The sequence below is a fragment of the Pseudomonas sp. TH07 genome (assembly GCF_016651285.1).
GTDB lineage: Bacteria > Pseudomonadota > Gammaproteobacteria > Pseudomonadales > Pseudomonadaceae > Aquipseudomonas.
In genome coordinates this window covers 3,051,837-3,076,900 of record NZ_JAEKED010000001.1, presented here as the reverse complement: position 1 = coordinate 3,076,900, position 25,064 = coordinate 3,051,837, and the positions used below count along the sequence as shown (strand labels likewise).

General features: G+C 64.1%; 23 protein-coding genes. 16 read left to right on the top strand and 7 right to left on the bottom strand.

Features of this window, described 5'->3' with window-relative positions; translation table 11 throughout:
- Positions 1-54: 54 nt before the first annotated feature.
- The 3 genes from JFU57_RS14360 to dinG form a co-directional block, all read right to left on the bottom strand.
- Entirely contained in the window at positions 55-1,200 is a 1,146-nt protein-coding gene (locus tag JFU57_RS14360) for a serine hydrolase (protein ID WP_201129738.1), read from the bottom strand.
- Between the two features lie 177 nt (positions 1,201-1,377).
- On the bottom strand, positions 1,378-3,807 hold the full coding sequence (locus JFU57_RS14355; RefSeq protein WP_201129736.1) for a beta-agarase: 2,430 nt from the start codon (positions 3,805-3,807) through the stop codon (positions 1,378-1,380).
- Positions 3,808-3,900: 93 nt separating this feature from the next.
- Positions 3,901-6,045, bottom strand: a complete 2,145-nt coding sequence (gene dinG, locus JFU57_RS14350) for an ATP-dependent DNA helicase DinG (RefSeq protein ID WP_078470151.1) — start codon at positions 6,043-6,045, stop codon at positions 3,901-3,903.
- 98 nt (positions 6,046-6,143) lie between these two features.
- Between dinG and JFU57_RS14345 the strand changes: the two genes are divergently transcribed.
- On the top strand, positions 6,144-6,608 hold the full coding sequence (locus tag JFU57_RS14345) for a CopD family protein (protein ID WP_078470150.1): 465 nt from the start codon (positions 6,144-6,146) through the stop codon (positions 6,606-6,608).
- Between the two features lie 78 nt (positions 6,609-6,686).
- On the opposite strand, the gene JFU57_RS14340 is transcribed toward JFU57_RS14345, so the two are convergent.
- The 3 genes from JFU57_RS14340 to JFU57_RS14330 form a co-directional block, all read right to left on the bottom strand.
- Positions 6,687-7,445, bottom strand: coding sequence for a collagen-like protein (locus JFU57_RS14340; RefSeq protein ID WP_201129734.1), 759 nt, complete (start codon positions 7,443-7,445; stop codon positions 6,687-6,689).
- Positions 7,438-7,716, bottom strand: coding sequence for a DUF1145 domain-containing protein (locus JFU57_RS14335; protein ID WP_020297196.1), 279 nt, complete (start codon positions 7,714-7,716; stop codon positions 7,438-7,440). Before JFU57_RS14335 ends, JFU57_RS14340 begins: the two co-directional genes overlap by 8 nt.
- 197 nt (positions 7,717-7,913) lie before the next feature.
- Positions 7,914-8,606 (bottom strand): OmpA family protein, encoded by a 693-nt coding sequence (locus JFU57_RS14330; RefSeq protein WP_078470147.1) that lies wholly within the window; start codon positions 8,604-8,606, stop codon positions 7,914-7,916.
- A 193-nt stretch (positions 8,607-8,799) separates the two neighbouring features.
- Between JFU57_RS14330 and JFU57_RS14325 the strand changes: the two genes are divergently transcribed.
- The 4 genes from JFU57_RS14325 (at position 8,800) to JFU57_RS14310 (ending at position 10,554) form a co-directional block, all read left to right on the top strand.
- Positions 8,800-9,297, top strand: coding sequence for a DUF6231 family protein (locus JFU57_RS14325; protein WP_201129732.1), 498 nt, complete (start codon positions 8,800-8,802; stop codon positions 9,295-9,297).
- Between the two features lie 4 nt (positions 9,298-9,301).
- Complete coding sequence (locus JFU57_RS14320; protein ID WP_201129730.1) at positions 9,302-9,778, top strand: YchJ family protein; 477 nt, start codon at positions 9,302-9,304, stop codon at positions 9,776-9,778.
- 72 nt (positions 9,779-9,850) lie between these two features.
- Positions 9,851-10,336, top strand: coding sequence for an LEA type 2 family protein (locus JFU57_RS14315; protein WP_201129728.1), 486 nt, complete (start codon positions 9,851-9,853; stop codon positions 10,334-10,336).
- 5 nt (positions 10,337-10,341) lie between these two features.
- Positions 10,342-10,554, top strand: coding sequence for an SEC-C metal-binding domain-containing protein (locus JFU57_RS14310; RefSeq protein ID WP_043229401.1), 213 nt, complete (start codon positions 10,342-10,344; stop codon positions 10,552-10,554).
- Positions 10,555-10,625: 71 nt separating this feature from the next.
- Here JFU57_RS14310 and JFU57_RS14305 read toward each other — a convergent pair whose 3' ends face one another.
- A complete protein-coding gene (locus tag JFU57_RS14305) occupies positions 10,626-11,174 on the bottom strand; it encodes a cysteine hydrolase family protein (protein WP_201132117.1) in 549 nt (182 codons plus the stop codon).
- A 145-nt stretch (positions 11,175-11,319) separates the two neighbouring features.
- Between JFU57_RS14305 and JFU57_RS14300 the strand changes: the two genes are divergently transcribed.
- The 11 genes from JFU57_RS14300 (at position 11,320) to pdeM (ending at position 25,052) form a co-directional block, all read left to right on the top strand.
- Positions 11,320-11,958, top strand: a complete 639-nt coding sequence (locus JFU57_RS14300) for a glutathione binding-like protein (RefSeq protein ID WP_078470142.1) — start codon at positions 11,320-11,322, stop codon at positions 11,956-11,958.
- A gap of 178 nt (positions 11,959-12,136) precedes the next feature.
- Positions 12,137-14,566 (top strand): penicillin acylase family protein, encoded by a 2,430-nt coding sequence (locus JFU57_RS14295; protein WP_201129726.1) that lies wholly within the window; start codon positions 12,137-12,139, stop codon positions 14,564-14,566.
- Between the two features lie 135 nt (positions 14,567-14,701).
- Positions 14,702-15,733 (top strand): ligase-associated DNA damage response exonuclease, encoded by a 1,032-nt coding sequence (locus JFU57_RS14290; protein ID WP_201129724.1) that lies wholly within the window; start codon positions 14,702-14,704, stop codon positions 15,731-15,733.
- Positions 15,730-17,409, top strand: coding sequence for an ATP-dependent DNA ligase (locus JFU57_RS14285; RefSeq protein ID WP_201129722.1), 1,680 nt, complete (start codon positions 15,730-15,732; stop codon positions 17,407-17,409). Before JFU57_RS14290 ends, JFU57_RS14285 begins: the two co-directional genes overlap by 4 nt.
- Before the next feature lie 214 nt (positions 17,410-17,623).
- Positions 17,624-18,406, top strand: a complete 783-nt coding sequence (locus JFU57_RS14280; RefSeq protein ID WP_020297207.1) for a transporter substrate-binding domain-containing protein — start codon at positions 17,624-17,626, stop codon at positions 18,404-18,406.
- A gap of 55 nt (positions 18,407-18,461) precedes the next feature.
- Complete coding sequence (locus JFU57_RS14275) at positions 18,462-19,190, top strand: ABC transporter permease (protein ID WP_078470138.1); 729 nt, start codon at positions 18,462-18,464, stop codon at positions 19,188-19,190.
- A complete protein-coding gene (locus tag JFU57_RS14270) occupies positions 19,187-19,897 on the top strand; it encodes an ABC transporter permease (protein ID WP_020297209.1) in 711 nt (236 codons plus the stop codon). Before JFU57_RS14275 ends, JFU57_RS14270 begins: the two co-directional genes overlap by 4 nt.
- 9 nt (positions 19,898-19,906) lie before the next feature.
- The gene (locus JFU57_RS14265; RefSeq protein WP_201129720.1) at positions 19,907-21,025 is read left to right on the top strand and encodes a succinylglutamate desuccinylase/aspartoacylase family protein; all 1,119 of its coding nucleotides are present in this window, start codon (positions 19,907-19,909) and stop codon (positions 21,023-21,025) included.
- Between the two features lie 13 nt (positions 21,026-21,038).
- Complete coding sequence (locus JFU57_RS14260) at positions 21,039-21,803, top strand: ABC transporter ATP-binding protein (RefSeq protein WP_078470136.1); 765 nt, start codon at positions 21,039-21,041, stop codon at positions 21,801-21,803.
- 100 nt (positions 21,804-21,903) lie between these two features.
- A complete protein-coding gene (locus JFU57_RS14255; RefSeq protein ID WP_201129718.1) occupies positions 21,904-24,399 on the top strand; it encodes a ligase-associated DNA damage response DEXH box helicase in 2,496 nt (831 codons plus the stop codon).
- Positions 24,396-25,052, top strand: a complete 657-nt coding sequence (gene pdeM, locus JFU57_RS14250; protein WP_078470134.1) for a ligase-associated DNA damage response endonuclease PdeM — start codon at positions 24,396-24,398, stop codon at positions 25,050-25,052. Before JFU57_RS14255 ends, pdeM begins: the two co-directional genes overlap by 4 nt.
- The last annotated feature ends 12 nt before the right edge of the window (positions 25,053-25,064 follow it).

Here is a 25,064-nt window from a genome sequence, read left to right as displayed (position 1 = left end):
ACCTTGCAGCTATTCCAGCATGTTTAAGCAAAAAAGTTCTTAACAGCAACCTTTTTACAGACAATCCGACAAAACCCTCGCCAGCTTCTGCGCCCGCGGATCCATCAATACATAAGGCCCAAGGGTATTTGTCACAAAACCGAAGGCCACATCATGCTCCGGGTCAGCAAAACCGGTGGAACCGCCCGCCCCCGGATGACCAAAGGCCCGGGCACCCAGGCCAAAAGTCGCGTTCGGCACATCCGGTTGGTCCAGCATGCAGCCCAGGCCGAAACGGGTCTGGGTCAGCAGAGTCTTGTCCATGCCAATGCTGTGCTCACGGGTCAACTCGTCGAGCATGTCCGCTTCCAGCAGGCTGCCATCAAGCAGGCCACTGTAGAAACCGGCCAGGCTGCGGGCATTGCCATGCCCATTGGCCGCCGGCTGCTGCATGCGTCGCCACTCAGGTTTGTTGGTGCTGGTCATGATAGACGGCGGATTGGTAAACGCCCGGGTGGTCATGGCAGTGGGCTCGCGCATCGTCACTTGCAGCAGGCGCTGGGCGGCGGCATCACCGACATTGCCCTTGCCCCGGGCAATATGCGCCACCCGGTAGAACTCCGAATCCGCCAGGCCGACGTGAAAATCCAGGCCCAATGGCTTGGCCACGCGAGCCACGATCGACTCCCCCGGCCCCCGGCCATCGGCTCGACGCAGCAATTCGCCGACCAGCCAGCCGTAAGTGATAGCGGCATACCCATGGCCTTCACCCGGCGTCCACCAGGGTTGCTCCGCGGCCAGGGCGTCGACCATGGTCTGCCATTCGTACAGCGCCTCTGGCGCGAGCATCTCGCGCAGCGCCGGCAGGCCGGCCTGATGGCACAGCAACTGACGCAGGGTGATGGCTTGTTTGCCGGCGGCGGCGAATTCCGGCCAGTACTGCGCCACCGGCGCGTCCAGCTTGAGCTTGCCTTCGGCCACCAGTTGCAGCGCGGTCACTGCGGTAAAGGTCTTGGTGCAGGAGAACAGGTTGGCAATGGTGTCGCTGTGCCAGGCCTCGGCGCCGTCTTTGTCGGCAGTACCGGCCCAGAGGTCGATCACGGTTTCACCGCCGACCTGAATGCACAGCGCCGCGCCGCGCTCCTGGGAATCTTCAAAGAGGGCCGCGAAGGCTTCACGCACGGCCTCGAATTTAAGCTCGTAATGACCTTGAATCTGCACCCGTGACTCCCCCCGAACCCATGCTCTACAAAGTGGCACGCATTGTTTCAGCCCCAGGCGGTTTTGGGAACAGATGCCAGCCGGTGATGAAATTCGCGCGAACCTGAGACACCCGAGGGTTTTGCCCGATGCCCCAGCGGATACGAAAGGGGCAGCCTGCAAGCTGCCCCCTCGTGATCAATGACCGTTGCCGGAATGCCCGCCTGCGCGGCCGGCGCCGCCGTCCTTGCTGTCATGAGCCTTTTTGCCACCGTCGCCACCATGGCTTTCGGCAGCGGCAGCCTTGTCGGCTTCAGCCTTGGCCTTTTCGACCTCGGCGCCCAGTTGATCGACGGTCAGCAGGTTGCTCTTGCGCACGCTGTCGACGAACCCCTGGAACGGCAGGTCGGTGATACCCACCAAGCCGAAGTGGCCATTCTCGCCATCCAGCAGGCGACCGGTCACCGGCTGGTCGAGGTACTGGAACCAGTGCACACCGACAATCGACGGCTCGCTGATCGCCTGCTTGAGGAAATTGGCATAGGCCGGCGCGCGATCTTCTTCACGGGCCAATTCGGTCACGCCACCCCAGAACGGGCCACGGTCACGGGAGCCGAAGTTGAATTCGGTGATCAGTACCGGCTTGTCCAGGCTGCGCAGTTGGGCGAAGTCATAACCGTCCTGGGGCTTGAGGGTGTACATGTTGAAGCTCAACACGTCGCAGTACTGGGCACAGGAGGTCACGGCCTCCGGGGTGCTGATGGCGAAACGACCGCCCAGCAGCAAGTGGTTCGGCGCATGCCACTTCAGCGAATCGGAGATGGTCTTGAAGTAGGTATCGGCAAACACTTTCTGGAAGTATTTGAAGTCGGCTTCGATTTCCGGGTGCTCGGGGTTCGGCAGCGGCGGCTCGAAACCCGGGTCTTCCATCAGCTCCCAGGCAGGCAGATCAATGCCCCAGGCCTTCGACAGGCCGGCCTGGTTACGGTATTTGTCGCGCAACTGCTTGAGAAACGCCCGTTTGGCCGGCACGTCGGTGGTCATGCGCAAGGTGCCGTAGGCCAGGGCGTAGCGGGCTTTGGGGCCATCACCGGGACCGGCCCAGGCCAGTTCGTTGTCGGCAAAGTAGCCGATCAACCAAGGGTCATCCCGATGGTCGCGGGCAGCGATGGCTACCGCACGCTCGGTGGCCATGGCAAAACGCGGGTCGAACGGGTCGGGCATGCCGCCCCACCAGTCGCTGCCGGTGCTGATGCTGGTGTAGTCGCCGACGATCGACAGCGGCAGGGTGTAAGGCACCCGCGCTTTGTCTTCAAGCGCCGAGGCGCTCCAGTTGCCGACGGTGTTGAAGCCCCAGGCCTGCAAGCGGTCCTGGGTGTGACTGACCCAGCGCTTGGTGTCCAGGGCCTCAGGGGCGCACGGCGCGGTCGTCGCAGTGGCAGGCGCGGCTGTCTGTTGCGCCTGCCGGGCATCGGCCTTGGCCGCGTCGGCTATACCGGGCTGGGTTTCGCTGCCAGCTGCGCAAGGCACGCCGTAGGTGCGCTGCAAGTTGGCCGCGTAAAAGTCGTACCAGCGGCCACTGTTATAAGCGCGGCCCTGGTCGGCGCCGTTGCCGCCACGGTTATCGCCCTCGCCGTAAAAACCGGCCAGAGGCTCACCGGGCTTGGGCAGGGCCGGGAACATCCATTCGCGGCCGGCTATATAGGTCTGGCTGTTCTCGGCAGTGACCGCATTGACCCCCAGGGAATAAAACGGATGGCCTTCGGGGGTGACCAGGTACCAGCGCCCGTCACGCTTCTCGGTGCGGAAAAACCCGCTGGCCTTGAACGGTGCGCCCTTGTCCCAGCCGCCGAACTTGTCCAGGGCACTGCGTTCGCGCTCGGCCAGCCAGGTCTTGAGCTGCTGCTGTTCCTTGCTCGCCGCGGTCTTCAACTGATCGTCGCTGCTGATTTTTTCCGGCCAGCGGGCGCGGGTCGACTGGCCGTAGCCATCCACCAGCGAACCGTAGACCGCCTTGACCACGCCCTCGCCGTCCTGCACGCCGAAGCGCTCAAGCAGAATGCTCTGGGCGGCCTTGGGTTGTTCCATCGACAAGGTGACCGACACCACCTGACTGCGATCCAGCTCGCCTTGGCTGCTGGCCAGCAGAATGCGCTGCCCGTCCACGGTCATCGGCATCGGCGGCCCGGCCTTCATGCCCTGGCTCAACGGCGAGCTGGCCACCAGCGGTACCAACAGGGTTTGCGCCGGCCCGGCCGGCAGATCGATGCGGCTGACCAGGGTCTTGCCGTCATTGCTCTGGATTTTCACGTAGAGGGTCAGGGCCCAGTTCATCGCGCTCTGGATGCGCAGGCTCATCATTCCCGATTGCGACCAGTCCCAGGCACCACTTTGCGGGCTCAAGCGCAGGCTCGGCTGCGCCGCCGGGTTGAAGGTGACCCGCCGCAGCACTTCACCTTCGGCCGTTTGCTCTGCATTGGATTGCGGCAGGCCGGCATCCTGTGTCGTCACCTGGACCACAGCCGCGGGCCGGACAAAGTTGAACAGCGTCTGCTGTCCGGCAGGCGCGGCAAGCAGCGGCGCGGCGAACATCAGAGCCAATACGGCGGGCAACGAACGGCGAATCATATGAACCAGGTTCTCCCTAATGACCGATAAACGGCCTGTGTTGAATCGGTGACATGAAATAGACAGCGCGGGAAGCCAATCTGCAGACCGCGCTCAAGAAATTTCCCGCCGGAACGGCGGCAAGGCATTGAGGATAGCCTTGCCGTAGCGCTGGGTGACCAGGCGCCGGTCCAACAGGGTGATGGTGCCGCGGTCCTGCTCGGTACGCAGCAGGCGACCGCAGGCCTGGACCAGCTTGAGCGAGGCATCGGGCACGGAGATTTCCATGAACGGATTGCCGCCCCGGGCCTCGATCCACTCCGCCAGCGCAGCCTCGACCGGATCATCCGGCACCGAGAACGGGATCTTGGCGATCACCACGTGCTCGCAGTAGGCCCCGGGCAAGTCCACGCCTTCGGCGAAACTGGCCAGGCCGAACAGGACGCTGGAGTCACCACCATCGACCCGCGCCTTGTGCTTGTTCAGGGTTTCCTGCTTCGACAGGTTGCCCTGAATGAACACTTGCTTGCGCCAGTCGCGGTCCAGGCCGTCGAACACGTCCTGCATCTGCTTGCGCGAGGAGAACAGCACCAGGGTGCCGCGCGAGCCTTCCACCAGTTCCGGCAGGTCGCGGATGATGGCCGCGGTATGGGCCGGCGCGTCCCGCGGGTCGGCCTTGAGGTCCGGAACCCGCAGCACACCGGCATCGGCGTGATGGAAGGGGCTGGGGACCACGGCGGTCACGGCTTTTTTCGGCAGGCCGGCGCGCATGCGGAACCGATCGAACGTGCCGAGGGCCGTCAGGGTGGCCGAAGTCACCAAGGCGCCATAGGCCACGTTCCACAGGTTACGTCGGAGCATTTCCGCAGCCAGGATCGGGCTGGCGTTGACTTCGATATCGAACAACGAGCCACTTTCAGCCAGGGTCAGCCAACGGGCCATGGGCGGGTTGTCTTCCGGGTCTTCGGTGGTGAAGGCGGTCCACAGCTCCCAGTTGCCCTGGGCCCGGGACAGCAGGCTGCCGAACAGTGGGTACCATTCTTCGGCCTGGTTGCTGGCGATGCCGATATTGACCTCGCCATCCATGCCTTCCTTGAGCAGGTCGGTGAGGCGGGTGAACAGGTCGGTCAGGCGTGAAAAACCCTTCTTCAGCTCGATGCCCATCTCGCGCATGTGCTCGGGAATGACCCCGCCGACAAACCGATGGCGCGGCCGCTCGCGGCCCTCCATGTCTTCGCCGGTCTTGAAGTCAGCCAGTTGTTCACAGGCGGTGAACATGAACTGCTGCTGGGTCTTGATCTCCCGCGCCAGCTCCGGCACCTGCTCGATCAGCTTGCCGAGGTCGCCCGGCAGCGGATGCTGGGCCAGCAGCTTGGTCAGGTTCTTGGCAGTCTGCTCCAGCCAATCGGCGGTGGAACGCAAGCGGGTGTAGTGGGCGAAGTGGCCGATGGCCTTGTCCGGCAGGTGGTGGCCTTCGTCGAACACATACAGCGTGTCACGCGGGTCAGGCAGCACGGCACCGCCGCCCAGGGCCAGGTCGGCCAGGACCATGTCGTGGTTGGTGACAATCACGTCGACCTTGCCCATGCCTTCGCGGGCCTTGTAGAAGGCGCACTGGCCGAAGTTCGGGCAATGGCGATTGGTGCACTGGCTGTGGTCGGTGGTCAGGCGTGCCCAGTCGGAATCTTCGAGTGCGGTGGGCCAGCTGTCGCGGTCGCCGTCCCATTTATTGCCGGCGAGTTTCTCGATCATGCTGGTGAACAGCTTCTGGCTGGCTTCATCGACTTCGATCTTGAAGCCTTCTTCCTCGAACAGCTGGGCAGTGGCGGTTTGCGCGTGGCCTTCCTGCAGCAGCATGTCGAGCTTGGACAGGCACATATAGCGCCCGCGGCCCTTGGCCAGGGAGAAGGTGAAATTCAGCCCGCTGTTGCGCATCAGGTCGGGCAGGTCTTTGTAGACGATCTGCTCCTGCAGGGCGACGGTCGCGGTGGCGATTACCAGGCGCTTGCCGGCGGCCTTGGCGGTGGGGATGGCGGCCAGGCTGTAGGCCACGGTTTTCCCGGTGCCGGTGCCGGCTTCCACGGCCACTACGGCCGGGTCGCCACTGCGCCGACCTTCTTCATCGGTATCGATGTCGCCAAGGACCTTGGCCACTTCGGCGATCATCAGGCGCTGGCCGTAACGCGGCTTGAGGCTCTTGGCTTCGAGAAAACGCGAGTAAGCGCCCTGGATCGTGGTTTTGAGTTCGTTGCTGATCATGGTCTTTGGGCGCGAAAAACGCTGGATAAATTTTCAGTGGTTCGGATCGGCCGCTATCATAACCCGCTAATTCATCCCGCGCAGAACGGAGTACCCGAATGACAGCTTTTGCCCTTGCTTACACCCTGCATGTCCTGGCGGCCCTGGTCTGGGTCGGCGGCATGTTTTTCGCCTGGATGGTGTTGCGTCCGGCGGCTGGGGCGGCACTTGAAGGCCCGACGCGCCTGAAGCTCTGGGTAGAAGTGTTTCAGCGTTTTTTTGTCTGGGTCTGGGTCGCGGTGGCGGTTTTGCCGATCAGCGGCGTCGGCCTGATCCAACTGCGCTTCAACGGCTTCGAGACCGCGCCGCGTTATGTGCAGGTGATGATCGGCCTGTACCTGGTAATGACCGCGCTGTTTATCCGCATCCAGTCGTTGCAGTTGCCGGAGCTGCGTAACGCGGTGGTGGCCGAGGACTGGCCGGCAGGCGCTGCGGCCCTGGGCAAGATCCGCCGACTGGTAGGCTGCAACCTGATTATCGGCCTGGTGCTGGTGGCCTTGGCTGCGGCACGGCCGATGTTCTAGGGCCGGTACGAAAACGGGCCGGCACGTGTAAGGAAACGTACCGGCCCGCCTTAACGCCCTGGCAGGCGCCCGTCTGTCTTACAACCGCTGGAGCGTCACCGAACCTGCTGGCCCTGCGGGCCCCGGCTGGCCTTCAGCCCCCGGGCGTCCACTCTTGCCACCGTCGGCACGATAGACGTAGCAGCCCTTGGACTTGCCACCTGCGCCCGGCTTGCCCGCAGGCCCCGCCAGACCGCCGGCACCGCCATCGACCACAACCTTGATCTGCTCGGCCGGATAGTCACGCGGCAGTTCCACCCGAACCTGTGCCCCCGGCGCGCCCGGGCGGCCATCGCCGCCGTTGTCGCCATCGGCACCGCGCCCGGCCTGGCCCCAGGTGCAGCCCGGTTCCTGGCCATTGGCCCCATCCAGGCCGACAAAACCCGGAGCCCCGGCACCGCCACGGGCATCCACCGACAACTCCGGGCCATTCAGCGATTCGATGCGCAAGGCAAGATTGCGTCCGGCCTTGGCCGGTTTTTGATAAGTGCCCGGAGCACCGCGCGAGGTGATCTGGCTGCCCGGTTCCAGTTCGGCACGCCGCACCGTCAGTTGCAGTGCCTGTTCGGCGGGGACAATGGCGATCCGAGCTTCACGGCCCAGGTGCAGTTCACCGACCTGAAGCTCGGTGACATTGGACGGGATCAACAAGGTGCCGTAGTCGGACACCTCCAGGCGCTCCAGTTGCAGGGTGCTGGTGGTGTTGGGCAAGCGCATCAGGGAGTTGGTTTCCACCGTCACCACTTGGGCCACGGCCAGGGGGCTGCACAGCAGCGCCAGCAGGCAGAATTTACGCATGATCAGCCTCCAGGCGGGGCGAATGGGGGATGCCTTGCAGATGAAAAATCCCCACCAACAGGATCTGCAGGCGATCCCGCCAAGGGTTGCTGCGACCTTTGAGGCTGCCGTTGAACAGCACCAGCTCCAGCAAATGGGTGAGCAACAGCAGGCTGCCCGCCAGATTGACCAATAAATGCAGCGGATTGATCAACGGCTTGGCCAGGTTGATCAGCACCACCAGCCAGAACACCAGGGTCAAGATTTTCCCCAGCCCCCAAAAGACCTTCATACGCTCCCCCTATGTGAATTTTTCTTTGCGCGCACAGTAACGACTAATCCCGGGAATTAGCCAGCGCCTGGGAAAAATTCTTCGACATAGAGGTTCAAGGACGAGCGGCAAAGCGCTGCGGGGGGCAACAAACAGGGGAGGCCCCTGGATAGCCGCAATCACGGCCACCCCGGGGCAAGGCTGCTTATATAGAAGGATCAGCGGTTGATCTTGATTTCCGTCCGCCGGTTCAGGGCGCGCCCCTCAGCGGTTTTGTTGTCGGCCACTGGCTGGCTTTCACCGGCACCGGACACTGAGACGAAGCTGCTGCGTGGCACGCCGGCGTTGATCAGGTAATCGGTCACCGAATGCGCACGTTTATCCGAAAGCCGCTGGTTATAGGCATCACTGCCGACACTGTCGGTGTGCCCGGTCACGCGCAGTTGCGCCGACGCGGCTTCCTGTTTCAAGCGTGTGGCGATGGTGTCGAGCTTGGTTTTATCGGCGCCGGTCAGCCTGGCCGAGTCGAACTCGAAGTGCACATCGCGGATGACGATGGTTTCTTCCTTGACCACTACGACCTCTTCGACCACCGCCACCGGAACCGGTGGGCAGCCATTGGCATCGACCGGCACGCCTTTAGGCGTGTGCGGGCACTTGTCGCGGCTGTCCGGCACACCGTCGCCGTCTTCGTCGCCATCGCCGTGGACCCAGCAATAGGCACCGGCCAGGCCGCCTACCACCAAGGCGCCACCGCCGGCCCAGGACGCGCTTTCGGTCGCACCGAGCGCCGCACCGGTGACGCCCCCGACGGCGGCACAGGTCGGCCAGTCGGTTTTCTGCAAACCTGCGCAACCAGTCAACACACTGGTTAGCAGAACCAAGGGTAGTGCTGTGCGAACTATGCTCATCAAGGTGTTCTCCGTAGGGGATCGGCCCGGAGCCGATTCAGGGAGTAAAGACCGCGCTTTTAATCTGCGCCAGCAATAGGCCATGGCGGTTTGGGTCCTGTATTTGTTGGGGGCTTCGGCTATTTCGAGACAAGCGCTCTAGGCCCGGGCGTTCGGGCGCGCTAGTCTCTGCAGTTCTGATTGAGGATCTTCGATGACTGCTGGTATTTCTTCGCGCACGCCCCAGCAAGCCCTGGCGGCGCTGCTGGACCGCTATGCCCCACAACACCTGCTGCTGATCGGCGCCAGCGACTTCCCGGCCCTCGCCGCGTTCAAGCTGGCGCACCCCGACTGCCAGGTTGCCCAAACCGCGCCCGGCCCCTTGCCGGCGGAACTGGCGGCACGCCGTTTCGACCTGGCGGTGGTGGTCGATTGCCTGGAACACCTGCCCAAGCGAGATGGGCTGAACCTGCTCGGCGGGATCCGCAACCTCAACGCCAGCCGCATCGCGGTGCTGGCCGACCTGGCGGCCTGCGGCTGGCAGGAGACGGATTTTTTCTCCCTCGCGTTGCAGGCCAGCGAACGCTTCCAGCGTGAAGAGCAGGTGCTGACCCTGTTTACCTACGATCTGCTTGAATACAAGCAAGTGCCGGACTGGCTCAACTCACGGTTCTGGGCCAACCCGGAAAACTTCGGAAAGTATTGGTGGTAACGCAATGAGTATGTCGATTTGTCCTTGTGGTAGCGGCACCCTGCTGGATGCCTGCTGCGGCCATTACCACGCCGGCCATCCGGCCCCCTGCGCCGAAGCGCTGATGCGTTCGCGCTACAGCGCCTATGTTCTGGGCCTGGTGGACTACATTGTGGCCACCACCCTGCCGGTGCAGCAGGCCGGCCTGGACCGCCAGGCCATCAGCGACTGGAGTGCTCAAAGCACCTGGCTCGGGCTGGAGGTGGAAAGCTCCGAAGTCTTCGGCGGCCAGCCCGAACACGCCTTCGTCACCTTCACCGCGCGCTGGCATGACAGCAACGGCGAGCACAGCCACCGCGAGCGCTCTTCGTTCGTGCAGAACAACGGCCACTGGTACTTCATCGACCCGACAGTCGGGTTCAAGGCCGGCCGCAACGACGCCTGCCCCTGCGCCAGCGGGCAGAAATACAAGAAATGCTGCGCCAGCTACCTCACCCCTTGAGCCCCTGGCCGTGACCCAACCCTTACCCCGCGCCCACGGTTGCTAGACTGGGAGTTCAAACGGAGTAATGGCATGGTTTCTGAGCTGCGCGTATTAAGGACAATCAGCCTGCTTTGGGTGCTAGGCCTCTCGGGGTGCGCGTCCTGGTTCGTCGATGACACCGTCGATCCCCAAGTGCACCTGGTCAAGGTCGAAGTGATTCGCGCCAATATGCTGGAGCAGCGCTTTCGCCTGCTGTTTCGCGTCGACAACCCCAACGACTCCGACCTCACGGTGCGCCACCTGACGTACCGGATCCACCTCGACCGCCTGCTGCTGGCCGAAGGCGAGCACGAACACTGGTTTACCGTGGGGCCCAAAAGCAGTGGTTATTTCAAGGTGGCGGTGCGCACCAACCTCTGGCCCCAGGTGCGCGACGTGGTGAAATTGCTGCGCAACCCGCGACAACCCATCCCCTATCGCCTGGAAGGCGAGTTAGAAACCGGATTATTCATCGGCTATGACGTGCACCTGAAGCGCAATGGCGAGATAATTCCCGGCGATTTTATTCCGGAGTGACACCGATGACCCAGCAACCCCATGTCCATGGCCCTGACTGCAACCACGATCACGATCATGATCACCACGCCCATGATCACGACCATGGCCATGTACACGGTCCGCATTGCAACCATGCGCCCCAGGAACCGGTGCGCAATACCCTGAAAGATGTCGGTCGCAACGACCCATGCCCGTGCGGCAGCAGCAAGAAGTTCAAGAAGTGCCACGGCGCTTGATGCACTGATCCTCATGCGCGGCCATGACAACCCGGTGCGACCTGCACCGTGTTGTCACGGCTATCCGGCTTTTATAGAAGCTCGGCGCTATTGATCACGGTGGCATATTCGCCGTGCAGGTTGCCCAGGGACATCCCGTGCACCTCATGCGCCGAACGCAGCCGACCAAAGAAGTCGACCTTGTCGAAGGTGTAGCAGGCGTCCTCGACCACCCAGGTCGCAAACCCCAGATTGCCCGCGGTTCGCGCCGTCGCCTCCACCGAGTTGTGGGTGGCCACGCCGACGATGACCAATTGCCCGATCCCTGCCTTGCGCAATAGCCCTTCCAGCCCGGTGCCAGAAAATGCATCCGGCACCTGCTTCTGAATCAACTCCTCGCCGGCCCCCGGCACAAACTGCGGCTGGAACTCCACCCCCGATTGCTCGGGCCAGAACACCGAATCCGGCGAACGGGACAGATGCTGCACGTGGATCACCGGGCGCGCGGCCTGGCGCCACCTGGCCAGAAGCTCGGCCATGCGCTCCTCGGCCTCGGGATTGTTGCGCGGGCCGAGCCTGGGCTGAAGGATTCCCTGTTGCTGGTCGATCAGAATCAGCGCTGCGTTGGCATTGAGTTCCATGCTGATTTTCTCCGGGTTGGGCCATTGAATTCTGCGCACTTCAGCATCACCTCCCATGACAGGCAAGCCGACGCGCGCAAACAGGACGACCTAATGCCATTGTTTGCTGTCCCTATTTGAAGACCCGTCCCAGCTGGAGAGTTCCATGATCGACCTGTATTACTGGACCACCCCCAACGGCCACAAGATTTCACTGTTCCTCGAAGAAGCCGGCCTGCCCTATGAGGTTCACCCGGTGAATATCGGCCAGGGCGAACAGTTCAAGCCGGACTTTCTCAAGATCGCCCCCAACAACCGGATCCCGGCGATTGTCGATCACCAGCCCGAGGATGGCGGCGCGCCGCTGTCGCTGTTCGAGTCCGGGGCGATTCTTTTGTACCTCGCAGAAAAGACCGGACAGTTCCTGCCCAAGGACCTGCGCGGACGCCAGGAGGCCCTGCAGTGGCTGTTCTGGCAAATGGGCGGGCTGGGGCCGATGGCGGGCCAGAACCATCACTTCAGCCACGCTGCCCCGGAGAAAGTCCCCTACGCGATCAAGCGCTACATCGACGAAACCGCGCGCCTGTATGGGGTGCTGGACCGGCGCCTGGCCGACCGCGACTTCGTTGCCGGCAGCGAGTACAGCATTGCCGACATGGCGATCTATCCCTGGATCGTTTCCTACAAGAAGCAGAGCCAGCATCTGCAAGACTTCCCCCATGTGCAGCGCTGGTTCAACCGCATCCAGGCGCGACCTGCCACCGAACGCGCCTATGCCATCGTGCAGCGGGTCAACCCGAGCTGATACCCCGGCGCAATTGACCCATCGCCGGCTGGCCGCGTCCCCCTGAACCCGGACGCGGCCTGCCTTCGATCGCTATTTGCCCGGCAAAGCACAAATACCCGCTGCCCCGGCTTGCGCGGCACTCGCCTGCTCACTAACGTAGCGCCTTTATTGACGCTACCCCCGCAGGAGCTTTGCCATGGCCTCGCCAGCCCTCACACATTTACTTCCCCGGTTCGGCGTTGCCGCGGCAGTGGCCGGCGTTCTCAGCCTGGCCGGTTGCCAGTCATGGAACACCCAGGACACCGTGCCCCCCTCCTCCGGCGTGCAACCGCTCAAGGGCCTGGCGCAGAACGTTTCGGTGCGGCGCAATGCCATGGGCATGCCGCTGATCGAGAGCAACAGCTTCCACGATGCGCTGTTCACCCTGGGGTACGTGCACGCCAGCGACCGCATCAATCAGATGGTGACCCTGCGCCTGCTGGCTCAGGGCCGCCTGGCAGAAATGTCCGGTGCCGAGGTGCTGGACGTCGACCGCCTGATGCGCAGCGTCAACCTGAAAAAGAGCGCCGACGAGCTGTACAAGGCCTCCTCGCCGCGCATCAAACGCTTCTTCGAGGTCTATGCCCGCGGCGTCAACGCCTACCTGTTCCGCTACCGCGACAAGCTGCCGCCGGACCTGGCGGCCACCGGCTACAAGCCTGAGTACTGGAAACCCGAAGACTCGGCGCTGATTTTTTGCCTGCTGAATTTCGGCCAGTCGGCCAACCTGCAGGAAGAAATCAACGCCCTGGTACTGGCGCAGAAAGTCGGCGCCGACAAGCTGGCCTGGCTGACCCCAAGCTACCCGGACGAGCCGCTGCCCTTTGCCGAGGCAGAAAAACTCAAGGGCATCGCCCTCAATGTGCCGGGCCTGGCGCAAGTCAGCGGGGCCGCCGAGCGCCTGAGTGCGCTCAACCCGCTGGGCATCACCAGCGCCAGCAACCTGGCCATCGCGCCGCAGCGCAGCCGCAGTGGCCGCAGCCTGCTGGCCGCCGACAGCCACATGCAGGCCTGGAACTACGTGCAGATCCGCGCGCCGAAGTACCAGGCTGCTGGCGCTTCGATTGCCGGCCTGCCGGCGATTATCCAGGGCTTCAACGGCAAGGTGGCCTGGAGCCTGAGCGCAGTCAACGGCGACAACCAAGACCTGTTCCTGGAAAAACTCAAGTTCCAGGGCAACGCCCTGTACTACCTGGCGGGCGGCAAATGGCAGCCGGCCGGCGTGCGTAACGAGACCTTTTTCGTCAAAGGCCAACGGCCGATTCGCGAAGCCGTGTACGAAACCCGCCACGGGCCTCTGCTCAACAGCGGCCAGGGCACAACCCTCGGCAGCGGCTACGGTTTGGCCCTGCAAATGCCGGACCTCAAGGACGACAAGAGCCTGGACGCGTTCTTCGACCTGTCCCGGGCGCAAAACGTCGAAAAGGCCTCGGATGCCAGCCGCGAGATCCGTGCCATCGCGCTGAACATGGTGTTCGCCGATGCCAGCAGTATCGGCTGGCAAGTGACCGGGCGCTTCCCCAACCGCCGTGAAGGCCAGGGCCTGCTGCCTTCGCCAGGCTGGGACGGGCGCTACGACTGGGACGGTTACGCCGATCCGATGCTCCACCCCTACGACCAGGACCCGGCCCAGGGCTGGCTCGGCACCGCCAACCAGCGAATCATCACCCAGGGCTACGGCATGCAGCTGTCCAACTCCTGGCACGCCCCGGAGCGCGGTGAGCGCATGGCGCAACTGGCCTCGAGTGGCAAGCAGGACAGCCGCAGCCTGATCGCCCTGCAATACGACCAGGGCACCACCTTTGCCGCCAAGCTGAAGAAAATGTTCGAAGCGCCGGGCATGTCCCAGCCGCTGAAAAAAGCCATCGACGCCCTGCCTGAAGCCGACCGCAGCAAAGCGCGCGAGGCCTACAGCCGCTTGCTGGCGTTTGATGGCAAGCTCAGCGCCGGCTCGGCGGATGCGGCGATCTACGAGCTGTTCCTCCAGGAAAGCGCCAAACAGATCTTCCTCGACAAGCTCGGCCCATCCACCAGCGCCACCTGGAAAGCCTTTGTCGCCAACGGCACATTGTCCTACTCGGCCCAGGCCGCGCACCTGCTCGGCGAAGAAGACAGCCCGTTCTGGGATGACTCGCGCACTGCGCAAAAGGAAGACAAACCGGCGATCCTCGCCCGCAGCCTGGCCGCCGCCATCAGCGCCGGCGAAACCCAGCTCGGCGCCGACCGCAAGGCCTGGCAGTGGGGCAAGTTGCACAGCTACAGCTGGACCAACAGCAGTGGCCAAACCATTCGTGGCCCGCTGCAAATGGGCGGCGACCACAGCACCCTGAACGGCGGCGCCTACCGCTGGGGCCAGGACTTCGCGGTCACCGACACGCCCGCACTGCGCTTTATCGTCGACTTCGGCCAGAGCGAGCCGCTGATGGGCGTCAATAGCAGTGGCCAGTCCGGCAACCCGGCCAGCCCGAACTACGCCAACGCCATCGACCCGTGGCTCAAGGGCCAGTACCTGAGCCTGCCGCTGCAACCGCAGAACTTCGAGCGCAGCTACGGCAAGACCCGCCTGACCCTGGTCCCCGGCAAGTAAGCCGCACCGCCCGCCCGGCACTCCAGCGCCGGGCGGGCGTCCGGCCTTGAGCCGCGCCTTCACCCCACACCCGATCGAACTTCTCCCGCGCCGCCCGCCTCCTACTTAGCAAGCCCACTGCTCCTGGCACTTTCCATGGACCTTGTGATTGCGCGCCCTGAAGGTTTGTACTGCACGGCCGGGGATTTCTATATCGACCCCTGGCGCCCGGTCGAGCGCGCCGTGATTACCCACGCCCATGGCGACCATGCCCGCGGCGGCAATCAGCATTACCTGGCGGCAACCCCGGGTGAAGGCATCCTGCGCTCGCGCCTGGGCCCGGCCATCAACCTGCAAACCCTTGACTACGGCGAACGCCTGCTGCACCACGGCGTGACCTTGAGTTTTCACCCCGCCGGGCATGTGCTGGGCTCGGCCCAGGTGCGCCTGGAATACCAAGGTGAAGTCTGGGTCGCCTCCGGTGACTACAAGGTCGAGCCCGATGGCACCTGCGCGCCGTTCGAGCCGGTGCGGTGCCATACCTTTATTACCGAGTCGACCTTTGGCCTGCCGATTTATCGCTGGCAGCCACAGGCCGAGATCTTTGCCGAGATCAATCAGTGGTGGCAGGGCAACATCGGCGCGGGCAAAGCCAGCGTGTTGTTCTGTTATTCGTTCGGCAAAGCCCAGCGCATTCTCCACGGCATCGATGCCAGCCTCGGGCCGATCCTGGTCCACGGCGCGGTGGAACCACTGAACCAGGTGTATCGCGCAGGTGGCATCCACCTGCCACCGACGCTGTACGCCGGCGATGTCGACAAGAACGACCCGTTGATGCGCCAGGCACTGGTACTGGCGCCGCCCTCGGCCAGCGGCAGCAGCTGGATGCGCCGCTTTGGCGATTACAGCGATGCCTTTGCCAGCGGCTGGATGCGCTTGCGTGGCACCCGCCGGCGGCGCGGCGTCGATCGCGGTTTCGTGCTGTCTGACCATGCCGACTGGCCCGGGCTGCTCTGGGCCATCCAACAGACCGGCGCCCAACGGGTGCTGGTGACCCACGGCTCGGTCGCGGTGCTGGTGCGTTACCTGTGCGAACAGGGCCTGGACGCCCAGGGCTTCAGCACCGAATACGGCGATGACGAAGACGACAACGCCACCCCGGAACCCGCCACCGAGGGCGCGCCATGAAAGCCTTTGCCAGCCTCTATGCCGACCTGGACGCCACCACCTCGAGCAACGCCAAACTGGCCGCCATGCAGGCCTACTTCGCCCAGGCGGCGCCGGAAGATGCGGCCTGGGCGGTGTACTTTCTGTCCGGCGGCCGGCCCCGGCAACTGGTACCCACCCGCACCCTGCGCGAGCTGGCCGTGGCCCTGTCCGGGCTTGAGCCCTGGCTGTTCGAAGAGAGCTACCAGGCCGTCGGCGACCTCGCGGAAACCATCTCCCTGGTGCTGCCCGAATCTCCCCAGGGCTCGAACGAAGGCCTGGCCCTGTGGATCGAGGACAAACTCCTGCCCCTGCGTGGCGCACCGGCCGAGACCCTGGCCGCCCAACTGCCCCGACTCTGGGCGCAACTGGACCGGCAAAGCCTGATGCTGTGCATCAAGTTGATCACCGGCAGCTTCCGCGTCGGCGTCTCCAAACTGCTGGTGACCCGGGCCCTGGCGGCCATGGCCGGGCTCGACAGCAAACGGGTGGCGCAGCGCCTGGTGGGCTACACCGATTTGTCGCACCGCCCCGACGCCGCCAGCTACCTCAAGCTGATCGCCCCCGAGTCGGCCGATGAGCACGCACAACGCGGTGGCCAGCCTTACCCGTTTTTCCTGGCCCACGCCCTGGCCCAGCCGGTGGAAAACTTCGAAGCCCTGCTGGGCCCGGTCAGCGACTGGCAAGTGGAGTGGAAGTGGGACGGCATCCGCGCGCAACTGGTCAAGCGCGAGGGCCGGCTGTGGATCTGGTCCCGGGGCGAAGAGCTGGTCACCGAACGTTTTCCCGAACTGCTGGTTCTGGGCCAGCACCTGCCGGATGGCACAGTCATCGACGGCGAGATCCTGGTCTGGAAAGCACCCGCGCCGGATGACGCCGCGCCCGGCGCGGTGCCGGCCCCGTCAGTGCAGCCCTTTGCCCTGCTGCAACAGCGCATTGGTCGACGCAATGTGAGCAAGAAGGTCCTCGCCGACGCCCCGGTGGTGCTACTGGCCTACGACCTGCTGGAATGGCAGGGCCAGGACTGGCGCAACCAGCCCCAGGCGCAGCGCCGCAGCCAACTCGAGCAGGTGATCAAGGAGTGCGCCAGCCCGCTGCTGTTGTCCTCCGAGGTTTTGCAGGGCCGAGACTGGTTCGACCTGGCGCGCCAGCGCGAAGCATCCCGCAGCCTGGGGGTCGAAGGCATGATGCTCAAGGCCCGCGACGCGCTCTATGGGGTTGGCCGGACCAAGGACATGGGCGTGTGGTGGAAGTGGAAGGTCGAGCCGTTCAGCGTCGATGCGGTGCTGATTTATGCCCAGCGCGGCCATGGCCGGCGCGCCAGTCTCTACAGTGATTACACCTTTGCTGTGTGGGATGGCCCGCCCGGCGCCAGCGAGCGCAACCTGGTGCCGTTCGCCAAGGCCTATTCCGGGCTGACCGATGAAGAGATGCGCAACGTCGACAGCATCGTGCGCAAGACCACAGTCGAGAAGTTCGGCCCGGTGAGCAGTGTTACCCCAAGCCTGGTGTTCGAGCTGGGATTCGAGGGCATCGCCCTGTCCAAGCGGCATAAAAGCGGAATTGCCGTGCGCTTCCCGCGCATGCTGCGCTGGCGCCAGGACAAGCGCGTCGAAGACGCCGACAGCCTCGCCACCCTCCAGGATCTATTGGGCTGAACCCCTGTCAGCCCGCCTTGCACCTTATTGATGCGGCGCCTGGCGCGCGCCCTGTTTCGGCGCATGGGTCGCACCGGCCAAACACTCGTGCCACCTTTTAAAACACTTGTTCGGGACTCTGGTTCGGAAATTGCTACTTTCATTGAGTCTGCTGCATTCCAGTAACAGTACCCATGCGCCACAAGCGCTCATATTGGTTTTTAGGGATTGAATAATGAAAAAAGCATTGCTGACCCTTTCTGCACTGGCTCTCTGCATGGCCGCCGGTTCCGCGCTGGCCAAGGAATACAAGGAACTGCGTTTTGGCGTCGACCCCTCCTATGCACCTTTTGAATCCAAAGCCGCCGACGGCAGCCTGGTGGGCTTCGATATCGATCTGGGGAATGCGATCTGCGCCGAGCTCAAGGTCAAGTGCAAATGGGTAGAAAGTGACTTCGACGGCATGATCCCTGGCCTCAAAGCCAACAAATTCGACGGTGTGATCTCTTCCATGACCGTCACTCCGGCCCGTGAAAAGGTCATCGATTTCTCCAATGAACTGTTCTCCGGCCCGACCTCCTTCGTGTTCAAAAAAGGCGCAGGCCTGAGCGAAGACCTCGCGTCCCTCAAGGGCAAGACCGTCGGCTACGAGCAGGGCACCATCCAGGAAGCCTACGCCAAGGCCGTGCTGGACAAGGCCGGGGTCAAGACCCAGGCCTACCAGAACCAGGACCAGGTCTACGCCGACCTGATCTCCGGGCGTCTCGATGCGTCGATCCAGGACATGCTGCAAGCCGAACTGGGCTTCCTCAAGTCGCCACAAGGTGCGGATTACGAAGTCAGCAAGCCGGTGGACAGCCCATTGCTGCCAGCCAAGACCGCCGTCGGCATCTCGAAAGGTAACAAAGACCTCAAAGCCCTCCTCGATAAAGGTATCAAAGCGTTACACGATGATGGCACCTACGCCACCATCCAGAAAAAGCACTTCGGCGACCTGAATCTCTACAGCGGTAAGTAATGCTCTGGCGCCCATCTTCGATGGGCGCTTTTTTATCGCCACAGGTCCCTGATTTATGTTCGAAGAACTCTTGCAAACCCTAGGGCTTTCCGCCTTCAGCCTGAAGGGTTTCGGCCCCCTGCTGCTGGAAGGCACCTGGATGACGATCAAGCTGTCCGTGTTGTCGCTGTTGGTCGCCGTACTGCTCGGCCTGATCGGCGCCAGCGCCAAACTTTCCAGCCTGGCCCTGCTGCGGGTCCCGGCCCAGCTCTACACCACGCTGATTCGCGGGGTGCCGGACCTGGTGCTGATGCTGCTGATTTTCTACAGCCTGCAAACCTGGCTGACCTCCTTCACCGACTTGATGGAATGGGAATACATCGAAATCAACCCATTCAGCGCCGGGGTCATCACCCTGGGCTTTATCTATGGCGCCTACTTCACCGAAACCTTTCGCGGCGCGATCCTCGCCGTGCCCCGGGGCCAGGTCGAAGCCGCCACCGCCTATGGCCTCAAGCGCGGCCAGCGCTTTCGCTTCGTGGTGTTTCCGCAAATGATGCGTTTCGCCCTGCCGGGCATCGGCAATAACTGGATGGTGATGCTCAAGGCCACCGCCCTGGTCTCGATCATCGGCCTGGCCGACCTGGTCAAGGCTGCCCAGGATGCGGGCAAGAGCACCTACCAGCTGTTCTACTTCCTGGTCATCGCGGCGCTGATCTACCTGTTGATCACCAGCGCCTCGAACGTCGTCCTGCGCTGGCTCGAACGCCGCTACGCCGCCGGTTCCCGGGAGGCCGTACGATGATCGAGCTCCTGCAGGAATACTGGCGGCCGTTCCTCTACAGCGACGGCTACAACATCACCGGGCTGGCCATGACCATGTGGCTGCTCAGCGCCTCGATCTGCATCGGCTTTCTGGTGTCGATCCCGCTGTCCATCGCCCGGGTCTCGCCCAAGCGTTACATCCGCTGGCCGGTGCAGTTCTACACCTACCTGTTTCGCGGCACCCCGCTCTATATCCAGCTGCTGATCTGCTACACCGGGATCTACAGCATTGCCGCGATCCGCGCGCAGCCGGTGCTGGACGCGTTCTTTCGCGATGCCATGAACTGCACCATCCTCGCCTTCGCCCTCAACACCTGCGCCTACACCACGGAGATCTTCGCCGGGGCGATCCGCAGCATGGCCCATGGCGAAGTCGAGGCGGCCAAGGCCTATGGCCTCAGCGGTTGGAAGCTGTATGCCTACGTGATCATGCCCTCGGCCCTGCGCCGCTCGCTGCCCTACTACAGCAATGAAGTGATCCTGATGCTGCACTCCACCACCGTGGCCTTCACCGCGACCATCCCGGATGTGTTGAAAGTCGCGCGCGATGCCAACTCGGCCACCTTCCTGACCTTCCAGTCGTTCGGGATTGCCGCGGTGATCTACCTCTGCGTGACCTTCGCCCTGGTCGGCCTGTTCCGCCTGGCCGAACGTCGCTGGCTGGCCTTCCTCGGGCCGACCCACTAGGACTTGCACATGCGCCACCAGATCCACGACCTGCTCGCCCCGCTGCCCGGCACTGCGCGGCAGATCCACAGCTTCCACTTCGGGCCGCAGCACGCCGCCGGCAAAATCTATATCCAGGCGTCCCTGCACGCCGATGAAATGCCCGGCATGCTGGTGGCCTGGCACCTGAAACTGCGCCTGGCGGAGCTCGAAGCCGCCGGCCAACTGCTCAGTGAAATCGTCCTGGTGCCGGTGGCCAACCCGGTGGGCCTGGAGCAGGTGCTGATGGACGTGCCCCTGGGGCGCTACGAGCTGGAAAGCGGGCAGAACTTCAACCGCTGGTTCGTCGACCTTGGCGAACAGGTGGGCAACGCCCTCGAAGGCCAGTTGGGTGACGACCCGCAACTCAACCTGGAACTGATCCGCGCCAGCCTGCGCCAGGCCCTGGACCTGCACAGCGCGACCACCCAGCTGCAATCCCAGCGCCTGACCCTGCAACGCCTGGCCTGCGACGCCGATATGGTGCTCGACCTGCACTGCGACTTCGAAGCCGTGGCCCACCTCTACACCACCCCCGAAGCCTGGGAGCAGGTCGAGCCCCTGGCGCGCTACATCGGTGCCGAGGCCAGCCTGCTGGCCACCGACTCTGGCGGACAGTCGTTCGACGAATGCTTCACCCTGCTCTGGTGGCAGTTGCAGCAGCGCTTCGGCGAACGTTTCGCGATCCCCCAGGGCAGCTTTTCCGTGACCCTGGAACTGCGCGGCCAGGGCGACGTCAACCACGGCCTGGCCAGCCTCGACTGCCAGGCCCTGCTGGATTACCTGACCCACCACGGCGCCATTGCCGGCGAGGCGCCGCCCTTGCCCGAGCTGCCCTACCCGGCCACGCCCCTGGCGGGCGTTGAGCCGGTGACGACCCCGGTCGGCGGCCTGCTGGTGTTCACCGCCTTGCCGGGGGAGTACCTGGAAGCCGGGCAACTGGTGGCGCAAGTCATCGACCCGATCCACGACCGGGTGACCCCGATTCATTGTCGCCACGCCGGGCTGCTGTATGCCCGTTCGCTGCGGCGCATGGCCACCGCCGGCATGGTCATCGCCCATGTCGCCGGCCGCGAAGCCTATCGCAGCGGCTACCTACTTTCGCCTTGAGGATGTTCGCTCCATGTACAAACTAACCATCGAAGGCCTGCACAAGTGCTACGGCGACAACGAAGTGCTCAAAGGCGTTTCGCTCAAGGCCAGGACCGGCGACGTGATCAGCCTGATCGGTGCCAGCGGCTCGGGCAAAAGTACCTTCCTGCGCTGCATCAACTTTCTGGAGACCCCCGACGACGGCGCCATGAGCCTGGACGGCCAGCCGATCCGCATGGTCAGCGACCGCCACGGCATGCGCGTGGCCGACGATGACGAGCTGCAACGGATCCGCACCCGGCTGGCCATGGTGTTCCAGCACTTCAACCTGTGGAGCCACATGACCGTGCTGGAAAACATCACCATGGCCCCGCGCCGGGTGCTGGGGGTGAGTAAAAAGGACGCCGAAGACCGCGCCCGGCGCTACCTGGACAAGGTCGGGCTGCCGGCGCGGGTGGCCGATCAGTACCCGGCGTTTCTCTCGGGCGGCCAACAACAGCGGGTGGCCATCGCCCGCGCCCTGGCCATGGAACCGGAGGTGATGCTGTTCGACGAACCGACCTCGGCCCTGGACCCGGAGCTGGTGGGCGAAGTGCTGAAAGTGATCCAGGGCCTGGCCGAAGAAGGCCGGACCATGATCATGGTCACCCACGAAATGAGCTTTGCGCGCAAGGTTTCGAGCCAGGTGCTGTTTCTGCACAAGGGCCTGGTGGAAGAAGAAGGCACCCCGGAAGACGTGCTGGGCAATCCGAAAAGCGAGCGCTTGCAGCAGTTCCTTAGCGGCAACCTCAAGTAACCGGGGGCGCCGCCTTGAGCGGCGCCGCGGCCAACGCGATTAAACTAGTCGCCCGCTCCCGCGGTCTCTGAATCAGGAAGTTCAGAGCGCACGCCCCTGCATGGCCAAGACCTGCGACTACGCACACCAGTGGTTCAACACCCAAGGCTGGAAGCCCTTCACCTTTCAAAAGGCGGTGTGGGCGGCGGTCAAGCGTGGCCAGTCGGGGGTGCTGCACGCCAACACCGGCGCCGGTAAAACCTACGCCCTGTGGTTCGCCGCGCTCAATCGCTACGCCAGCTCGACCGCACCCGGTACCAGCGATGCTCCACGCCGGCGCAAGCCCGTGGCGCCCCCGCTGACCGTGCTCTGGATCACCCCGATGCGCGCCCTGGCCGCCGACAGCGCCCGTGCGCTGCAGGTGCCGCTGTCCTCTCTGGGCATTGCCTGGAGCGTCGGCCTGCGCACCGGAGATACCAGCGCCGGCGAACGCGCACGCCAGGGCCGGCGCCTGCCCACGGCGCTGATCACCACTCCGGAAAGCCTGACCCTGCTGCTGGCCCGCGCAGATGCCGAAACCGCGCTGGCGACCTTGCGCATGGTGGTGGTGGATGAATGGCACGAATTGCTTGGCAACAAGCGTGGCGTGCAGCTGCAACTGGCCCTGGCCCGCCTGCGCCAATGGCACCCGGAACTAATCGTCTGGGGCGTTTCCGCCACCCTGGGCAACCAGGCTTATGCCGAACAGGTACTGATCCCCCAGGGGCCGGCCCTCAGCGTGCAAGGCGACAACCGCAAGCCATTGCAGGTCGACACCCTATTGCCGGCGGTCATCGAGCGCTTCCCCTGGGCCGGGCACATGGGGCTGCGCCTGCTGCCCCAAGTGGTGGCAGAAATTGACGGCAGCCCCAGTTGCCTGGTGTTCACCAACACCCGCGCCCAGGCCGAGGTCTGGTATCAGGCGCTGCTCGAAGCACGGCCGGATTGGGCCGGCCTGATCGCCCTGCACCACAGCTCCCTGGCCCGGGAAACTCGTGAATGGGTGGAGCGCGCGCTCAAGGATGGGCAACTCAAGGCGGTGGTCTGCACCTCGAGCCTGGACCTGGGGGTGGATTTCCTGCCGGTGGAGCGGGTGCTGCAGATCGGTTCGGCCAAAGGCGTGGCGCGCCTGATACAGCGCGCCGGCCGCTCGGGCCATGCGCCGGGGCGCGCCTCGCGGGTGACCCTGGTGCCGACCCACAGCCTGGAACTGATCGAAGCCGCCGCCGCACAGGACGCCGTGGCCCAGCGCCGCCTCGAACCGCGCACCTCGCCGCACAAGCCCCTGGACGTGTTAGTGCAGCACTTGGTGAGCATGGCTTTGGGCGGCGGTTTCGAGCCGGCGCAACTGCTGCAGGAAGTACGCAGCACCTGGGCCTACCGCGACCTCAGCGACGCCGAATGGGCCTGGGCCCTGGCCTTTGTGCGCCACGGCGGGCTGTCCCTGACCGCCTATCCCGACTACCGCCGGGTGGAGCCGGACGAACAGGGCATCTGGCGCGTGCCGGATGCGCGCCTCGCCCGTCGCCATCGCATGAGCATCGGCACCATCGTCAGCGACGCCAGCCTGCAATTGAAGTTCTGGAGCAAGGGCGGTGGCGGCAAGACCCTGGGTAATGTCGAGGAAGGTTTTATCGCCCGCCTGCGTCCGGGAGATGGTTTTTTGTTCGCCGGCCGCCTGCTGGAACTGGTGCGGGTGGAAAACATGACTGCCTATGTACGTCGCAGCACCGCGAAAAAGGCCGCCGTACCGCGCTGGAACGGCGGACGCATGCCACTTTCCGGGGAGCTGGCAGCTGCGATGATCCAGCGTTTTGGCGAAGCTGCCCAAGGCCAGTATCGCGGCCCGGAAATGCAGCGGGTGCAGCCCCTGCTGGAGCTCCAGCAACGCTGGTCGAGCCTGCCGACGCCGCAGACACTGCTGGCGGAAACCCTGAAATCCCGCGAAGGCTGGCATCTGTTTCTTTACCCCTTCGCCGGCCGCCAAGTGCACCTGGGCCTGGCCAGCCTGCTCGCGTGGCGTATCAGCCAGCGCCAGGCCATCACCTTTTCCATTGCGGTCAACGACTACGGCCTGGAACTGCTCAGCGCCACGCCCATCGACTGGCACCACTCATTCAACGGCGAGCTGTTAAGCCGTGAGCAACTGCTGCCCGATGTCCTGGCCAGCCTCAATGCCGGGGAGCTCGCCCAACGGCGCTTTCGCGAAGTGGCGCGTATCGCCGGCCTGGTGTTCGCCGGTTACCCCGGCGCGCCGAAAAGCACGCGCCAGGTGCAGGCGTCCAGCAGCCTGTTCTTTGAAGTGTTCAAACAATACGACGCCGGCAACCTGTTGCTGGCCCAGGCTGCCGAGGAAGTGCTGCGCGAAGAACTGGATGTGCAGCGCCTGGAGCAGACCCTGGCCCATATCAGCCAGTTGCGGCTCGACCTGCATGCCATAAAACGCGCAACGCCCCTGGCATTTCCGTTGCTGGTGGAGCGTTTCAGGGAAAGCATGAGTTCGGAAAAACTCGCCGACCGTATCGCGCGGATGGTCAGCGACCTGGAAACCTCGGCTGACCGCGCAGGCCGATCATGAGCGCGCACTGCCCGGTCACCCTGGCGGGCGAAACCCTATGGTTGCTGGCGGAAAAAGCCATCTACTGGCCCGCCCGGCGTTGCCTGCTGATTGCCGATGCGCATTTCGGCAAGGCCGCCGCCTATCGCAGCCTGGGCCAGCCGGTACCCCGGGGCACCACCGCGAGCAACCTGCTGGTGCTTGAAGGGTTACTGGCCAAACTGGACTGTGAGCGGCTGATCTTTCTCGGCGACTTCCTGCATGGCCCGGGCTCCCAGGTCGAGGCCACCCTGGCGCCCTTGCGCGCCTGGCGTCAGCGGCATCAGGCACTGCAGGTGACCTTGATCCGCGGCAACCACGACCAGCGGTCCGGCGATCCGCCGGCCGACCTGGATATCGAGGTGGTCGATGAACCGCTCAGCCTCGGGCCCTTCGCGCTGTGCCACGACCCCGTCCCACGCGCCGGCCAGCACGTACTGGCCGGCCACGTGCACCCGGTGTATCGCTTGCAGGGCAAGGGCCGGCAAAGCCTGCGCCTGCCGTGCTTTCAACTGGGACATGAAGTCAGCCTGCTGCCGGCGTTCGGCGCCTTTACCGGCGGCTATCGAATAGCGCCGATGCCGGACAGCCGGATCTATGTGGTGGGTGAGCAAAGGGTCTGGCCAGTCAGTTGAGCGTCCAGCGCA

Bases quoted from the DNA above. Each gene is read 5' to 3' on its own strand.
- JFU57_RS14355 (WP_201129736.1), bottom strand. From the start codon at position 3,807: ATGATTCGCCGTTCGTTGCCCGCCGTATTGGCTCTGATGTTCGCCGCG.
- dinG (WP_078470151.1), bottom strand. From the start codon at position 6,045: ATGATCAGCAACGAACTCAAAACCACGATCCAGGGCGCTTACTCGCGT.
- JFU57_RS14345 (WP_078470150.1), top strand. From the start codon at position 6,144: ATGACAGCTTTTGCCCTTGCTTACACCCTGCATGTCCTGGCGGCCCTG.
- JFU57_RS14340 (WP_201129734.1), bottom strand. From the start codon at position 7,445: ATGCGTAAATTCTGCCTGCTGGCGCTGCTGTGCAGCCCCCTGGCCGTG.
- JFU57_RS14335 (WP_020297196.1), bottom strand. From the start codon at position 7,716: ATGAAGGTCTTTTGGGGGCTGGGGAAAATCTTGACCCTGGTGTTCTGG.
- JFU57_RS14330 (WP_078470147.1), bottom strand. From the start codon at position 8,606: ATGAGCATAGTTCGCACAGCACTACCCTTGGTTCTGCTAACCAGTGTG.
- JFU57_RS14325 (WP_201129732.1), top strand. From the start codon at position 8,800: ATGACTGCTGGTATTTCTTCGCGCACGCCCCAGCAAGCCCTGGCGGCG.
- JFU57_RS14320 (WP_201129730.1), top strand. From the start codon at position 9,302: ATGAGTATGTCGATTTGTCCTTGTGGTAGCGGCACCCTGCTGGATGCC.
- JFU57_RS14315 (WP_201129728.1), top strand. From the start codon at position 9,851: ATGGTTTCTGAGCTGCGCGTATTAAGGACAATCAGCCTGCTTTGGGTG.
- JFU57_RS14310 (WP_043229401.1), top strand. From the start codon at position 10,342: ATGACCCAGCAACCCCATGTCCATGGCCCTGACTGCAACCACGATCAC.
- JFU57_RS14305 (WP_201132117.1), bottom strand. From the start codon at position 11,174: ATGGAACTCAATGCCAACGCAGCGCTGATTCTGATCGACCAGCAACAG.
- JFU57_RS14300 (WP_078470142.1), top strand. From the start codon at position 11,320: ATGATCGACCTGTATTACTGGACCACCCCCAACGGCCACAAGATTTCA.
- JFU57_RS14295 (WP_201129726.1), top strand. From the start codon at position 12,137: ATGGCCTCGCCAGCCCTCACACATTTACTTCCCCGGTTCGGCGTTGCC.
- JFU57_RS14290 (WP_201129724.1), top strand. From the start codon at position 14,702: ATGGACCTTGTGATTGCGCGCCCTGAAGGTTTGTACTGCACGGCCGGG.
- JFU57_RS14285 (WP_201129722.1), top strand. From the start codon at position 15,730: ATGAAAGCCTTTGCCAGCCTCTATGCCGACCTGGACGCCACCACCTCG.
- JFU57_RS14280 (WP_020297207.1), top strand. From the start codon at position 17,624: ATGAAAAAAGCATTGCTGACCCTTTCTGCACTGGCTCTCTGCATGGCC.
- JFU57_RS14275 (WP_078470138.1), top strand. From the start codon at position 18,462: ATGTTCGAAGAACTCTTGCAAACCCTAGGGCTTTCCGCCTTCAGCCTG.
- JFU57_RS14270 (WP_020297209.1), top strand. From the start codon at position 19,187: ATGATCGAGCTCCTGCAGGAATACTGGCGGCCGTTCCTCTACAGCGAC.
- JFU57_RS14265 (WP_201129720.1), top strand. From the start codon at position 19,907: ATGCGCCACCAGATCCACGACCTGCTCGCCCCGCTGCCCGGCACTGCG.
- JFU57_RS14260 (WP_078470136.1), top strand. From the start codon at position 21,039: ATGTACAAACTAACCATCGAAGGCCTGCACAAGTGCTACGGCGACAAC.
- JFU57_RS14255 (WP_201129718.1), top strand. From the start codon at position 21,904: ATGGCCAAGACCTGCGACTACGCACACCAGTGGTTCAACACCCAAGGC.
- pdeM (WP_078470134.1), top strand. From the start codon at position 24,396: ATGAGCGCGCACTGCCCGGTCACCCTGGCGGGCGAAACCCTATGGTTG.